The organism is Streptomyces sp. Xyl84 (assembly GCF_059731885.1).
In genome coordinates, this window is the sequence record NZ_AP029182.1 from 202,404 (window position 1) to 214,190 (window position 11,787).

At 73.3% G+C, this 11,787-nt stretch carries 7 protein-coding genes; 3 read left to right on the forward strand and 4 right to left on the reverse strand.

What is annotated here, in order from left to right; genetic code table 11:
• Window positions 1-106: 106 nt before the first annotated feature.
• The gene (locus AC6I72_RS00900; protein ID WP_497998665.1) at window positions 107-1,219 is read right to left on the reverse strand and encodes a hypothetical protein; all 1,113 of its coding nucleotides are present in this window, start codon (window positions 1,217-1,219) and stop codon (window positions 107-109) included.
• A gap of 267 nt (window positions 1,220-1,486) precedes the next feature.
• Here AC6I72_RS00900 and AC6I72_RS00905 point away from each other — a divergent pair, with 267 nt between their 5' ends.
• Window positions 1,487-2,086, forward strand: a complete 600-nt coding sequence (locus tag AC6I72_RS00905) for a L,D-transpeptidase (RefSeq protein ID WP_497998666.1) — start codon at window positions 1,487-1,489, stop codon at window positions 2,084-2,086.
• A 245-nt stretch (window positions 2,087-2,331) separates the two neighbouring features.
• On the opposite strand, the gene AC6I72_RS00910 is transcribed toward AC6I72_RS00905, so the two are convergent.
• The 3 genes from AC6I72_RS00910 to AC6I72_RS00920 form a co-directional block, all read right to left on the reverse strand.
• Window positions 2,332-2,823: an LGFP repeat-containing protein gene (locus tag AC6I72_RS00910; RefSeq protein WP_497998668.1), complete on the reverse strand. Its 492-nt coding sequence runs from the start codon at window positions 2,821-2,823 to the stop codon at window positions 2,332-2,334.
• A gap of 287 nt (window positions 2,824-3,110) precedes the next feature.
• Window positions 3,111-4,439, reverse strand: coding sequence for an FAD-dependent oxidoreductase (locus AC6I72_RS00915; protein ID WP_497998669.1), 1,329 nt, complete (start codon window positions 4,437-4,439; stop codon window positions 3,111-3,113).
• A 122-nt stretch (window positions 4,440-4,561) separates the two neighbouring features.
• Entirely contained in the window at window positions 4,562-7,999 is a 3,438-nt protein-coding gene (locus AC6I72_RS00920) for a phosphocholine-specific phospholipase C (protein WP_497998671.1), read from the reverse strand.
• A gap of 423 nt (window positions 8,000-8,422) precedes the next feature.
• On the opposite strand from AC6I72_RS00920, the gene AC6I72_RS00925 reads away from it, so the two are divergent.
• Both AC6I72_RS00925 and AC6I72_RS00930 read left to right on the forward strand, forming a co-directional pair.
• Window positions 8,423-8,899 carry a MarR family winged helix-turn-helix transcriptional regulator gene (locus AC6I72_RS00925; RefSeq protein WP_497998673.1) on the forward strand — a complete coding sequence of 159 codons (477 nt, stop codon included), beginning with the start codon at window positions 8,423-8,425 and terminating at the stop codon, window positions 8,897-8,899.
• The gene (locus tag AC6I72_RS00930) at window positions 8,896-11,592 is read left to right on the forward strand and encodes an FUSC family protein (RefSeq protein ID WP_497998675.1); all 2,697 of its coding nucleotides are present in this window, start codon (window positions 8,896-8,898) and stop codon (window positions 11,590-11,592) included. The genes AC6I72_RS00925 and AC6I72_RS00930 overlap by 4 nt, the downstream gene beginning before the upstream one ends.
• Window positions 11,593-11,787 lie beyond the last annotated feature (195 nt).

Consider the following 11,787-nt stretch of genomic DNA (forward strand, 5'->3'; position numbering starts at 1 on the left):
CGGTGGAACTCGCGGCCGAGCCCGGTGGGCGACGGTGCGCACCGTCGGGGCCGCCCACGCGCCGAGTGCTGATGTCTTCCCCCCTCCCCCACCCCGGCAGGTCAGGTCACCCGGGGGTCCAGGGACGTGGACTGGGCAGCAGGTCCGGCTGCCAGATGACCCGGTGCGCATGGACGTGCGCCGTGGGGGACAGCTCGTAGGAACCGGCCGCGGAGTCCGCAGGAACCACCCAGCCCACCCCTTGATAGGCGATGTACACCGTCCGCCGGGGAACGGAACACCTCGCCGGGTCCGTGATGAACGTCCCGCGGGCCGGAACGGTGACGGCATAGGCGCCCGACGCCCGCGGGCACGCGTGGAACTCGCGGTGGTGGGCGTACTGCACACGCACCGTGGCGCCGACCGGGCGCGGTCCCGGATTGGTGATCTTGACGGCGAACGCGACGCGGTCGTCGGTGACCCGGGCGCACACCCGCCACACGGTCGGCTCGGGCCCCGCGAACGGGACGCTGCACCGGCTGTCGCTCCCCAGCGACCCTTTCTCGAGCGTCCCGGACGGAGCGGGCGCGGGCTGCGCGGGAGCCGCCGAGACGCGCCGGGACGGCACGGTGTGCTCCGCGACCGGCCGTTCGCTGTTCCAGATCGCGGCGCCGACGACCCCCAACGCGACGCCCGCCCCGAGGACCGCCGTCCGGGCTCGCGGCGCCGGCCGGCGCCGGCCGTCATGACGGGGTGACGAGCCGGTGTCCGCCCTGGCAGCGGCCGTACCGGGGACGGGACCGGTGGCCTCGCTCCGCGCGGTCCGCGGACCGGGCCGTGGCTCCGCCGGGTCCTCGGAAGGGGAGGCGGCCGGCCGGTCAGGGGCCGTCCGCTGGTACCGGCTGCGTCTTTGCGCACGGTGTGCCTGCTCGCGCAGCTCCTGCCACCGGGCGCTCTCCTCGGCCCCGACCTCGAACACGTCGGCCAGCGCACTCAGCACCGCCGCTGCGGGAAGCGCCGTCTCCGTCGGTTTCAGATAGCGGCTCAGGGCCGTGTCGCTGATCCCCCGCACCTTCTGCCCGCGCAGCAGGACCCGCAGCCGGTGCTCGACGCTCTGTTGCTTCAGACCCGACCGCGCCCATGCCGCGCGCAGGCCCTCGACGAGCTGCCGCCGCGGGTCCCCGTCCGCCGCGTCGGACCCGTCGACCGGTGCGGACCGCCCGCCCGAGTTCCCCGTCACTGTCCCTCCGTCATCCCGAACACGACGCTTCCTGCAGGCAGGAGCCGTATCGCGAGACCGGGAACGGAGCGGGACGTGAACGGGGCGAGGCGCGACCGCCACCCTCTGGTGTCCGCCCCCCGCCGCCCCCGACCCTGGGTGCCGTGGCGCTCGCACGGCCCGGCCCGATGCCACGACCTGACTCGATCCCTCGCGTACCGGCGTCCGCCGAGCGTAGCGAGGACGACCGGACGGGCCTCATCACGCATCTCCCCGGAAGGGTTCACCATGAGTGCTGTCATCACACGAACGGCGCGGTCCGCGACCGTTTCCCTCGTACTGACGTCCGCTGCCCTGCTCACCGGCCTGACGCCCGCGGCACAGGCCCAGGAGCCGGCTTCCCCCGCTGTGGCCGGCGCCGACGCGGCCGGCGCCGTCTCGTTGATGTTCGACAAGAACGGCAAGCATCCGACCTACTCCCGGCTGTCCGTCATCAAGGGGGGCAAGGTCTGGGCCGACTTCCGCGCGGGCTCGGGAATCACCCAGAACGAGTGCACGTCCGGCCGCGGTTGGCTGCCCAACGGCACCTACTCGGTCGGCTCGCACACCCGGACGTACAACGGCCGGCAGATCAAGGGCTATGCCATCCGCCTGGCCGACAAGCGCTGCCACAACGGCACCGGTCGGCTGCGCACGGAACTGTTCATCCACAGCGAGATGAACCGGGACGGCTCCCAGGGCCGCAGCGAGCCCCGCAAGTGGACCGACAACAACCCGAACGACTACCTCTCCAACGGCTGCATCAAGATGCGTCCCGAGGAGATCAAGAAGCTGTTCCGGCTGCTGGACCGGATCGGCTGGCCCAAGACCCTCAAGGTCGTCGGCTGACCGCCCGCGGCCGGTCCGACCGCTGAATCCGGCGGCGGGCGGGCCGCCCCCTTCTCCCCGCGGCAGCGGCGCCCGGCCGATGGACCGGGCGCCGCCTGCCTCGCCGCCGTCCTGCTCCGGACGCGTCTTCGCCGTTCCGCCACGCCAGTTCGTCGAGGGGGCAGCCGTGCTCATCGTCCCCCCGTGCGCGGGCGGCCCACTGCGCGCACGCCCGCCCCGCCCGGGGACCGTGGCCCGGACCGGGCTCAGGCGCAGGTGTTGCCGTCCGTCCAGGTCTTCGTCGTTCCTCCGCCGAGGTTCTGGAAGTGGATGACCGTGCACTGGAAGTTCTGGCGGATCTCGTTGCCCACCGTGTACTCGTAGCCGGTGGGATAGCCCGTCCATCCCGCCTCGCACCCCTGGCCGCACCAGTAGTCGCCGATGGCTCCCCACACCGGCCAGGCACCACTGCGCGCGGACCAGTAGACGGTTCCGTGCTCGAACTGCGATCGCCGGCCGAACCCGTCGGGGTTGACCAACTCGTCCGTGAGGGGGCATCCGAGTGCTCCGCCGGGACCGCCCATCCGGATGTATCTCTGCTCGATGTCGCCCACGACCTGGTGCGTCCCGCAGTAGGCCGTGGCCTGCGCGGGCACCGCGGCCGACACGAGGAGCACGTTCGCCAGCAGGGCCAGCGCACCCGCCACCGCGGCGATCCGGCCCCGAAGCCCCGGCAGGACAACCGCATCCCGACCCATCACACGTCCACCTTCCTCAGCTGAGCAGCCATTCCCCGAGTGCAACGAAGCACGGGCCAACCGGTCACGAGGTCGCACCGCTGCCCCGGTCCCGGGCGGCGGCTTTCGGACACGCGCCGAGTCGCAGGACGCCGCCGCGCGGTCTCACCCCGGCGAAGAACGGCTGGAAGCGGTTCCCCCGCCCGCGCCGCACACCGGCGGGCCTTCGCGGCCCGCTCGGCGATCTCCCGGGTGAGGGGGCGGCCCCTCGGGAACGGCTCCGGTCTCGGCGGCCGGGTTCCGGGTCTCTACTGTGCGCGGGGCCGCTGGGTGCGTTCGGCCAGTTCCGGGCTGAGCAGGGAGGTGACGGGTGCCATCATGTTGGCCACCCGGAGGAACGCCGTGCCCAGGACCGGGTCGATCGCGGCGGAAGCGCGGAACCGGTCGAGGTAGCCGTTGATCTCCTCGTCCTGCGGGCCGCGTTCGCCCTCGACCTCGGGGAAACGCAGGTCACCGCCGGTGGCGAGGGCCCACGGTTCGGCGAGCAGCGTGGCCGCCGCCTTGAAGAAGCGCGGCGCCAGGTCCTGCCGGTCGCCCTCCTGGAGCAGGGACTCCAGCAGCTCGGCCTCCATGACCGCCACCGTCATGCCCTGACCGTAGATCGGGTTGAAGCTGCACAGCGCGTCACCGACGACGAGGAATCCGCCGAGGTGACGGTCGAGTTCGTCGAAATGGTGGAGGGTGCTCTCCGGGTAGCGCATCTTGACGGCTTCGTCCACGGGTGTGGCGGAACGGAGCACGTCGGCGGCGTCCTGCCCCGCCAGGGTCGAGGCGAATTCGATCATCCCGGCGTCGTCCGTGGGAGGTTCCTCGCCGAGCAGCCCGGCCAGCAGCACCGCGATGCGGCCGGCTTCCTGCCGGATCACCACTCCGGCACGGGGCTGCCCGGGAAAGGGCACGACCGTCGTCCCGAGCCTTCCGTCCAGCAGGCCGGGCTCCTGCTCGTAGTGCCGCGTCACGTAGACGACGTTCGTCCTGACGGCCGTCCGCCGCGGGACCGGGTAGCCGGACTCGCGGAGCCAGGGCAGGGCGCGGGAGCCGCGTCCGGCGGCGTCCACCACCAGTTCGGCCGGCACGGCCTCCTCGGCGCCCGTGTGCCGCCGCACCCGTACCCCGGCCACCCGGCCGTCGTCGAGGAGGAGTCCGCCGACCTGGGTGTCGTCGACGAGGGAGACGTTCGGCAGGGCTCGGACGCGGTCCCGGATCATCTGCTCCGCCTGCGGCCTGCTCACGCCGAAGCCGCGCAGCCCGGACACCGCTCGGGCCATCCTGTGGCCGTCGAGGAACCAGGAGAAGTCCGCCTGCCCGTCACCACTGGGCACGCCGGCCGCGGTCATGGCGTCGATGAAGCCGGGGAAGAGGCCGTCCAGCCCGACCGCGCCGCGGGTGAGCAGCGCGTGCACCTGGCGGCCCTGCGGTACGCCGCGGCGGGAGACGGTCTGTGCGGGGAACGTGTCCCGTTCGAAGACGGTCACGTGCGTGAACGACGAACTCAGTGCGCGTGCGGCCAGGAGACCGGCGACGCTGCCGCCGATGACGACCGCGTGACCGGCGGCGGTGTGCGATTTCGTTTCCATGTCAAGGGGACGGGGATGAAGTGGATCTTTGTTCACCGATCGCCAGTGGCCTCCCTCACGTCCGGCGAAGACGGCCCGTCAAAGATGTTCGACGGGCCGTCGGCCAGGTCTCGGAGGAGCCGTCAGGCGTCGGTGATCGGGGCGGTGCCGAGGCGGACGTTGTCGATGGCCCAGAACCAGTTGTTGCCCGCGTTGAACATCCGGAACCGGACCTTCGCGGAGGTCGCGCCGGACGGCACGGGGCACGAGAGGCGCACCAGCCGGTTCTGCTGGTCCTGCCCCTGGTTGGTGTTGCCCGTGGAAGCGCCGCTGTAGTGGAGCAGCCGTACCGTCGCGCCGGAGTCGAACTCGACGCTCACCTCCGCCTCCTGGGGGCTCTCCTGCCGGTAGTGGGAGTCGAATCCCAGGTGCAGGGTGGAGGTGCCGGAGGGGATCGGCACGGGCGGGCTGGTCAGGGTCGAGTCGAAGCGGCCGCGGGCGGACGGGCTGCCGGTGTCGTCCCAGTCGTCGGGGTCGGCGACGGCGACGATGCCGAGGGAGCGGGTGAAGCCCGAGCGGTCCTGTCCGGCGGGGAACCAGAACTGCTTGGACAGGAAGGTCCAGCCCTGCAGTTCCCTGGTGCCCTGCGGCATGCCCGTCGCGTCGGTGACGGTCCACCCCTCGGGCGGGGTCCGGGTCCAGCCGAGCAGGCCGGGCCTGCTGAGATCGGCCGCCGGAGCGAGGGCGCCCACGACGGACTCGAAGTCCTCCGCGAGCAGGTATCCGGTCATCAGGGGACCGGTCCTGGCGGGCAGGGACGCCGACGCCGCCACGGGCCGGCCCTTCAGCTTCGCCGTGACATCGGCCTTCAGGCTGCCCGTGGTCCGGGCCGCCGAGGCGGGTGCGACGACGTCCCACGCCAGGGTCACGGACGAGCGGGCCGCGACGGACGTCGGTGCGGCGCCCTTCGCCGTGGCGCTCCAGCCCTCCGGCAGGGCCGGTGCGGCGGCCAGGCCGGTGAGCGGTGAGCTGCCGGCGTTGGTGACGGTGGCCGTCACCGTGGCGGGCCTGCCGGGTGAGAGCACGGTGCCGTCGGTCCCCGGCGAGCCCGCGGGCCCGGTCAGCGTGACGCTCAGGGCGGGGACGACCGTGGTCTGCACGCGCGTGTCGGCGAGCCTGAGCAGGCCGCCGCCCTCAGCGTGCGCGGCGACGGCCAGCCGGCCCGCGGTGGCGCCGTCCGCAGGGGTGACCGTGAAGCGCACGTCGGCCGAGTTCCCGGCACCGAGTTCGCGGGGGACCGTACCGGCCCGCTCCACCGACCAGCCGGTGGGAGCGAGCAGGGCGACGGAGAGTCCGTCGAGCCGACCGCTGCCCTGGTTCCGCACGGTGACGACGACCTCGGTCGGGTTGCCCTGCGTGAGCGGGGTGTCCAGGGGAGGAAGCGCGGCGGGCAGGGTGATCGCCGCGGTCAGCGCCGGTGCGGTACCGGTCGCCGGGTCGGTGACCCCGGGCTCGCCGTCGGCCAGCCGGCCGGTCGTGCGGCGCAGGAACGCCGGGTCGTCCCTGTCCAGGACCGCGATGTCGTACCAGCCGTGGTCCGGCAGGCGGAGCCGGACCGTACGGGACCTGCCGGGCGCGAGCGTGACGGTGCGGGCGGGTTCGCCGTGCCGGTGGGAGTAGACCGACTCGCCGACGAGGAGTGTGCGGGTGGTGGTCGAGGGGTTGGAGCACACCACGTCCACCTGGCCGGCGGCCGGATGCTCGACGAGATGCGCCTCGGCTCCCGCGCCGCGTCCGCGCACTTCCCAGGTGGACCAGCCGGGGCCATGGATCTGCAGGTCGTAGCCTTCGGTACCGTACTCGACCGTGGTGTCGGCGCTCTTGCGTGCGGGCACCGTCCAGGCGCGCGGCGCGGTGCCGTCTCCGGGATAGGCGGTGAGCGTGGCGGCGACGGTGCCCTGGTTGTCGAGCCGCAGGCGCACGGCCGAGCCGGTGACGTCGGTGCGCAGGCCGAGCCGGTAGGGCAGGGGGCGGGTCGGACGTGTGCCGCTCTCCTGCTGCGGCAGTGTCTGCTTCTGCGGCGGTACGGGGTTCCAGCGGGCGACCGCCGCGGGTACCGGTCCGGGCTGCCGGACCTCGGGCCGGCGGTGGCCGCGGTGGAAGTCGAAGGCCGAGGTGAGATCGCCGAAGACGCTGCGGCGCCAGGCACTGATGTTGGGCTCGTGGACACCGGTCCACTTCTCGAGGAACCGGATGACCGAGGTGTGGTCGAACGCCTGCGAGCTGACGAACCCGCCCGCGGTCCAGGGCGACACGATCGTCATCGGCACGCGCGGGCCGGGGCCGATGGGGCTGCCGTTGAACCAGTCGTCGCCGTTGCCGGAGGGCGGCTGGGGTGCGACCGGGGCGGGGACGTGGTCGAAGTAGCCGTCGTTCTCGTCGAAGTTGATGAACAGTGCCGTCTTGGACCAGGTCTCCGGGTCGCTCGCGATGGCGTCGAGGAGGTCGTAGACGAGGTTGGCGCTGCCGACGGGGGTGGAGCTGCTGGGGTGTTCGGAGAGCGCGGCCGTGGGAACCACCCAGCTGACCTTCGGCAGGGTGCCCTTGGCGATGTCGGACCGGATCCGCTGGACGAGCGTGTCCGGTTCGGAGCGGTAGGCGCCGCGCAGGAAGAGCCGGCGCTCCGCCTCGGTCAACGCGTCGACGCCCTGCTGGAACTCGGCGAGCGCGGACTCGCGCTGCTGCGGGGTCCTCTTCCAGAGGCTGTCGTAGAACTGCTCGGTGGTGGAGTAGGTGCCGGTGACCTTGGAGAGGATCTTCCGGCCGATCTCCTTCCACGGCCGGAAGTACTCGACCGCGTTGTCGGTGAAGTTGTCCCACTCCTGGTAGATCTGCCAGGAGACGCCCGCGGCCTCCAGGCGCTCGGGGTACGTCGTCCAGGTGTAACCGGGGTGGGCGTAGTCGTACGCGGCGTTGGTGACGGCCCGGTTGACGCCGTCCGCCTCGTAACCGGTCGTGCCGGACCACAGGTAGAGGCGGTTGGGGTTGGTCGAGCCGTAGACGGAGCAGAAGTAGGAGTCGCAGATGGTGAAACGGTCGGCCAGTTCGTACTGCAGCGGTATGTCGCGGCGGTCGTAGAAGGCCATGGTGCTCTGCGTCTTGGCGGCGACCCAGTCGTTCCACCAGCCCTTCGCCCGGGCCTGGTTGGCGTCGGAGAAGCCGTGCGCGAGTGACCCCAGGTACTGGATGTCGCTCTCCTGGCGGCCCGCGTCGACGGCCGCCCGGCGGGCGGAGAACGGCAGCACCTCGCCGCCCTGGCGCCGGGGCTGCTCGAAGACGCTCGCTCCGGTGGGCAGGCGCAGCGGGGTTCGGTCACCGAAGCCGCGGACGCCCTTGAGGGTTCCGAAGTAGTTGTCGAAGGAACGGTTCTCCTGCATCAGGACGATCACGTGCTCGATGGCGCGCATCCCGCCGCGCGGCATCGGCGCGGCCATCGCCCGGTGCAGCGACGGCGGAAGGAGGGAGAGCGCAGCGCCACCGGTGAGGGTGCCGAGGACCTTGCGACGGGAGACATCAGACATGCGCCGTAGGCTAGATCGTCTTCACCGCGCTCCATAAGCATGTGCGGCGGGATTTCTCCCGCCGTTCAGCCAACGACATCCGTCGTTCTCCTGCCGCCGGCGGCGGGCTCCGGGCAGGCGCTCCTCGCCGAGCCGATGGGGTCCACCGGGCCGCGCCGCCGCTGCCTCGGCATGCCCGGCCGTCACCTCCGCACCCGGAGCCGGCACCTCTGCGCTCCCGGCGCCGCCTCGGCGCCTGACGCGGACCGCCTCCCCGGGCCCCGGCGCTCGCCCGCCGGTCCATCACTCGGGTACCGGGGCCCGCCACCGGTTCCCGGGACGGATCGCGCGACACCCCGCAGGCGGCAGCCGGGGCGGCCCTCTGGCGGGAGGGGGAGCCAGGGGCGGGAGGGGGGCCAGGAGGCGGAGATATATACTTTCCATATGCACGTACCTTCCGACGCCCAGAGCGGCCTGCCGCCCGGGCAGCGGATCGAGAACGCCGCGCACGGCCTGTTGCGCGACCTGGGACGACTGAACCGGGCGCTGTTCCGCGCCGGTGACTTCGGGCTGACCCGCAGCGAAGTGTCCGTGCTCGACGCCCTGGCGGCCGGGCCGCTGCGCGTCACCGAACTCGCCGGGCGCACCGGGATGGTCCAGCCCCGTGTCACCGTGCTGCTCCAGAAGCTGGCGAGCCGGGAACTGGTCGTGCGCCGGCGGTGCGCGACCGACCGGCGCGCGGTGGAGACCGCCCTCACCCCCGCCGGACGGCGTCTGCTCGACCAGGGACGGCAGCGTATGGCCGAGGCCTTGCTGACAGCCCTGCGCACCACACCCGTCGACGACTGCGAAGCAGCCGTGTGCGCCGCCCGGCAGTCCGTCGCGGTGCTCGTCGAAGCCATGGAACCGGAGGCCACTTGACCAGCTCGGAAACCGCCCGCCGGCCACTGGGACAGGACACCGGAGCGGGCCCCGTCAGGGGTGGGCGCGCCGATGTCGCCCCACGACGGGTCACCGGTCCGCACCGATGGTGGGACCGGGTGCTGGTCGCCGATCCCGGGCTGGGGCAGCTGCAGGCCGGCTGGCGGACGCTGGTCGCCATGGTCACCTCCCTCTCGGTCGGCTACGGCATGGCCCACGCCCTCTCCGTGCCGACGATGACCGGCATGATGGTCGCCGGGATGATGGGCCTGATGAGCGCCTTCGCGGTGGCCGGGAACTCCTGGCTCCAGCTGGCCAGGCCCATCCTGTGGATGCCGTTCCCCTATACGGCGGTGCTCTGGCTCGCCGCGGCCCTGCACGACGACCGCGCCCTGGAGATCGGTCTCGACGCCGCCGCGCTCGCACTCACGTTCCTGCTGGCCCGGTTCGGCCCGCTGGCCCTGCTGACCGGCATGATGATGTTCAACGGCCTGATGGTCGGCATCATCGCGAAGATCCCCTCGGCGATGATGTGGCAGGCGTTCGTCGTCGCCCTGGTGTCCGCCGCGGCGGTGCTGGCCACGCGGCTGCTGCTGTGCTGTCCGATGCCGCGGGAGGACCTGCTGCGCACGCAGCGCGCCTTCGTCGTCGAGGCCCGCAGGCTGGCCGACACCATGGTCGAGGCGCTGGACCCCGACGCCGTCCCGGCCCGGGTCGAGCGCCGGACGAACCGCTCCCTGCGCCGCCTGAACATCGTGACGATCACCATCGACGGCCGTCTCGCGCAGCCCGAGACGGCCACCGATCCCGCGGTGGCCGAGCTGCTGCACCGGCACCTGTTCGACGCCGAGCTGGCCCTGCGGGGCATCGCCCAGGCGGTGCGGGTGCTGGCCGGCCAGTCGCCACCCGAACAACTGCGCCAGGCACTGACCGTGGGCATGCTGCTGGCGCGCGACACCCCGCCGGCCCGGGCCGGCGGGCTGCGGCCCGCGGTGGGGACGATCCGAGAGCAGGCCGACGCCATCCTGCGGGACCCGCGGGCCGACCCGCGGGCCGCCGAGTCCGCCGCGCTCGCCCGCAGGGTCGCCGAACTCCTCGACGCGCTCGCCGACTCGCTGGTCAGCTGGCTGGCCCTCGGCGAGCGGACGCCCGGGTCGCCCGGCGCGGTTCCCTTCCAGCCCGCCGTCGCGCTGGAGAACAACCGCATACCCGGCTCCGTCGCGCCGATGCGGCGCGCGCTCACCGCCCGGACGCAGAGCGGCTGGCAGCGTGCCGTGCCCTTCGTACGGGCTCCCCTGCACGCGGGGGTGGCCGCCGCGATCGTCTGCCCGATCGCGGACGCCATCGACCCCCAGCGTTTCTACTGGGGCCTGGTCGGCGTGATGATCACCCTGTTCGGCACGAACACGACGCACGAGCGGCTGCGCAAGTTCGGCCACCGCATGATCGGCACGGTCGCGGGCGCGGTGATCGGTGTGCTGCTGCTCCGTGTGACCGGCCACCACCACATCCTCTGGACGCTCGCCGTCATCGTCGCCGGTCTCTCCTTCGGCTCCTGGGGACTGCAGCGGGCCTACGCGCTGTGGGTGGTCGGGCTGGTCGCCGCGCTCGTGCAGCTCTACGGGCTGACCACCCCCGACAGCCGGATGGACCACCTGCTCGGTGAACGTCTGCTGGACAACGGCCTGGGCGTGCTGGTCGCGACGGCCTGCGCCGCGCTGATCTTCCCCCTGTCCACCCGGGCGGTCGTCCGCGAGGCCGAGCACGGGTACGTCCGGGCGGTGCAGAACCTGCTCACGCAGGTCTCCGCCCGCTGGGAGGAGCCGGACAGCCCGGTCCGGCTGCGCGGCGCGGCACGCGCCGTCGACGCCGCGCTGTTCCAGGTCGCGGAGGTGTCCCGGCCCGTGGTGCGGATGCCGCTCGGGGTGCGCGGGCGGGCGCCGCACGAACGCATGTCCCTGCTGAACACGGCCGCCGCGCACGCCCGGGCGCTGGCGGTCGCGGCGGACGTCGACATCGACCTCTCGTCCCCGTTGGCCGAGCGCGCCCGGCTCATCACGCGCACCCTCACCGATTCGCTGAGGGCGCTCGACCACCACCTCGCCAACGGCACCGCCCAAGGCGCCTGGCACCGCGTCGGCCCACTCGTACAGGAGTTCCAGAGAGAGCTTCGGCCCGCCGCGCCCGGCCCTCGCGCGCGGCGGCTGCAGACCGCCCTGCACGAGCTGGACGCCCTCGACGCGGCCCTGGCCGCCTTCGCCGAACGGTGCGGACTGCCGCCGGCCTCCGGCGCCGGCCAGGAGGACGGACCGGCGCCCGCCGCCCCGCCGCGGCAGACCCGCGCCTCGGCGGCGGACCGGGGCCGGCCGCAGCCGTCACGGCCCGCGGCCGCTCCCTCCGACGCGTACGCCCCCGGCCGCGGTGCGGACCGGACGGACGCCACGACAGGCGTGCCCGTGACCGGCGCGGTCTTCTGCGCCGCCCACCCCGGCGGCTGCTCAGCGCAGATCACCGTGGTGAACTCACGCGGCCGGCGCATCGCCCACACGTACACCGACGCGGGCCGCTACCGGCTCGCCCTGCGTCCGGGACACCACATCGTCGTCGTGTCGGCACCGGATCACTCCCCCCGCGCGGAACCCGTCACGGTGCACGCGGCACAGCCGGGGATACGCCTCGACGTCCGGCTGTAGTCGTCTGCCCGCAGGGCCGCTACGGCATCGGCCGCGAGGCGGGCTCGGCGGGCCGTCCCGGGGACGCGTGCGTGCGGGGCGCACCGATCGCCGGCCGGACGCGGTGCGCCGGTGGTGCGCCCGGCGCGGTTCCCGCGCGTTCGACGGGCGGCGGGCACGGCGCCCGCCCGGCTCCGCGGGGAGCGTTCCGCCGCC

Coding starts and splice junctions, on each gene's coding strand:
- AC6I72_RS00905 (WP_497998666.1), top strand. CDS start 1,487: ATGAGTGCTGTCATCACACGAACGGCGCGGTCCGCGACCGTTTCCCTC.
- AC6I72_RS00910 (WP_497998668.1), bottom strand. CDS start 2,823: ATGGGTCGGGATGCGGTTGTCCTGCCGGGGCTTCGGGGCCGGATCGCC.
- AC6I72_RS00915 (WP_497998669.1), bottom strand. CDS start 4,439: ATGGAAACGAAATCGCACACCGCCGCCGGTCACGCGGTCGTCATCGGC.
- AC6I72_RS00920 (WP_497998671.1), bottom strand. CDS start 7,999: ATGTCTGATGTCTCCCGTCGCAAGGTCCTCGGCACCCTCACCGGTGGC.
- AC6I72_RS00925 (WP_497998673.1), top strand. CDS start 8,423: ATGCACGTACCTTCCGACGCCCAGAGCGGCCTGCCGCCCGGGCAGCGG.